Genomic DNA, 2414 nt, shown 5'->3' on the forward strand with positions numbered 1-2414 from the left:
GGTACATGTCAAACCTTACCAACGATTAATGCTTTCGAGACATGTACGTATGAACTCAATGTGACCGGTACTGGTCAGTTTCATCTAACCACTGATGAAGTAATTAATATCAATCCAACAAAAACACCAACCCAACCAACACCAAACCCAAGCCACGGAAGTAGTGGTGGCTCACTAAATTTTTGGGGCTTATTTGCCCTTATTATTCTTATTTTAAAAAGGAAATAAATTTATGAGAAACATAGTAGGGTTGATTTTTATTTTAACATCTATTTTTACTTCATTATCTATATCAGCAAAAGTGACATTGGATGATGTGTACGCGGCCGATGCACCGAAACGAGCGCGAGACTTAGCCAATAATGCTGCCCATATGGCTCGGCACAGTAGTCCACTTCGAGCAAATGATACGAGTGGAAGTAATACTGTTGTTGAATATTCGACAGGACCAGAAAGTACATCGGTTATCACTAAAACACTCAAGCCAATATCGGGTTGGATGTGCTCATTAAATGGAGTTAGTGGGTATTATGGACGTGGTTTAAAAGGAACTACTGCGGATGTTTATCAAGATTCTTGGTTATTGGAAATTAACATCAGGTCGTCCAAGTTGTGGTGGTTGTGCCGTATCAGCTAAAGCAATCTGTTGGCAAAAATAATTGCTGCAGCATAGACAAGAACGTCTATGTTGGCCACGAATGAAAAGTCACCGCAAGGTGGCTTTTTTTATGCGTGCTGAATAGAACAACTTGGAACATTTGGGATTCCATCCCTTCCAGTTGAGCAATTCAGTACGTAAGCTTTCCAATGCAATATCAATCGCGACGAGCGCCCCCTCTGAGGGGTTCAATTGTTATGTTGTGTTTGGAAGTGCTCTAGTAAGCGTTAAGGAATTTCAATCGCGTTCAGCGTTCCCCCTCCGCGGGGATTTAATTGATAAATTTTAGCTTATGCTTTTGACCTTGTGGGCGTTGAGCAAGGCGAGACCAACCTCTTTTGCGTAATAGAAAAGGAGAATACAGAGTAGGCGACTATTTCGTTTTGCAGAAGGGGTTGGTCTCGCGTAGCGATACGCCCACAAGGTCTTAGAAACATGGTTTCTAAGCTGCTCTTTTCTTTTGTGTTTTTTGTTTATCATTGGCATCTACTCTCGGCAACAATATTCGGCTATACTAATTTGCCATACTATGCTGCCAAGGAGAGTTGCAAATTATGTTGATAGCTGACGCTGTAAAACGAAAAGAAAAGCACGAAACAAACAGAACAAATATTCTTAACTTTTTACTGTTGCATCGATACTCAAGTTTAAAAAACATTGCTTATGAATTAAAGCATAAGAGTTCAGCCACATCGTCTAGGATTTTGAAAAAGCTTTGCTATGAAGGTTTAGTTCGTAAAGAAACTCTACAAGATGAGCACACTAAAGTGGTCCTTTTTGGTATTACAAAAAAAGGAATAGATGCAACTGACAATTTTATTGATGATCATCAACCATTTCAAAAAGGGAGTGTTAGCTTGCGAACAATAAATCACACGTTAGTAAATCAACGAGTGATGTCAGCATATAGTCGTCGCTTCAAAGGAAGTGAAGTTGTAAATACTGAATTTGGAAATTTAAAAAAATACGAAAAAATCATCAAATTCAACCATCGACCAGATGGAGTTATTTTTTATAAAATTGATGATCGTTTAGAAGCAATCATTTTAGAAACGGAGCTTTCTTTAAAAGATCGGAAGAGATATTGGAAAATCTGGTATGAATACGTACAGGGAATAAAGGAAAGTAAAGTATTTGCTGTTGCTTATGTTATGAAAAATGAAGCAGCAGTTAAACGAATCGAAACAATATTTAATAAATTAAAATATGATCTATGTAGAAATCGAGAAGAAATAACGAAGTTAGAAGAACGTTTTTTCTTTTCATCTCAAGAAGATATTCTTTAGGATGCGAATCAACACCCTACTTGCTTTAAGTCTTCCTCACGCAAGGCAAAATCCTAGTTAGCTTCACTACCTCAATTCGCTGCGCTCGTTTAATTACTCCTCGCGCAGCTCGTCATAGCCTCTGTAAGCCCCTCAAAACGCTTGTAGCGCGTCAAAAACAAAAAACTTATACCTATGTACCATTTAGATCGATAAAGACGCTTAGAGGTGCAAATCTGTGCGTCAAAGCGATCAGCGTTTTCCGCTTGCGGAAATTGTCCACAAATTTGTGACTCTGAGTGTCAGACAAGCGTAGCGCGTCAGTTTATTTAACTGTATATTTATACAGTTACCGCCCCCCATTTTTAGGGGGGTTTTGATGGTTTTTTTATAGTGTTAAAATATAGAATAAAGTGCAAAATACCATGTAAACTGTTGATTTTACTAGGATTTCTTAAAAAAAAGGTACTTGAGAGAAGTACTAAAGGTAC

The 2414-nt window shown here is 38.1% G+C and carries 3 protein-coding genes; all 3 read left to right on the forward strand.

Features of this window, described 5'->3' with window-relative positions; genetic code table 11:
* Window positions 1–228 (forward strand): GlyGly-CTERM sorting domain-containing protein (locus tag A142_RS18060; RefSeq protein WP_032545333.1); only part of this gene is annotated, 228 nt, incomplete at its 5' end.
* A 4-nt stretch (window positions 229–232) separates the two neighbouring features.
* A complete protein-coding gene (locus A142_RS18065; RefSeq protein WP_019820750.1) occupies window positions 233–637 on the forward strand; it encodes a hypothetical protein in 405 nt (134 codons plus the stop codon).
* 575 nt (window positions 638–1212) lie between these two features.
* Entirely contained in the window at window positions 1213–1944 is a 732-nt protein-coding gene (locus tag A142_RS18070) for a hypothetical protein (RefSeq protein WP_019820751.1), read from the forward strand.
* The last annotated feature ends 470 nt before the right edge of the window (window positions 1945–2414 follow it).

The sequence above is a fragment of the Vibrio splendidus 12E03 genome (assembly GCF_000272105.2).
GTDB classification, from domain to species: domain Bacteria; phylum Pseudomonadota; class Gammaproteobacteria; order Enterobacterales; family Vibrionaceae; genus Vibrio; species Vibrio splendidus_I.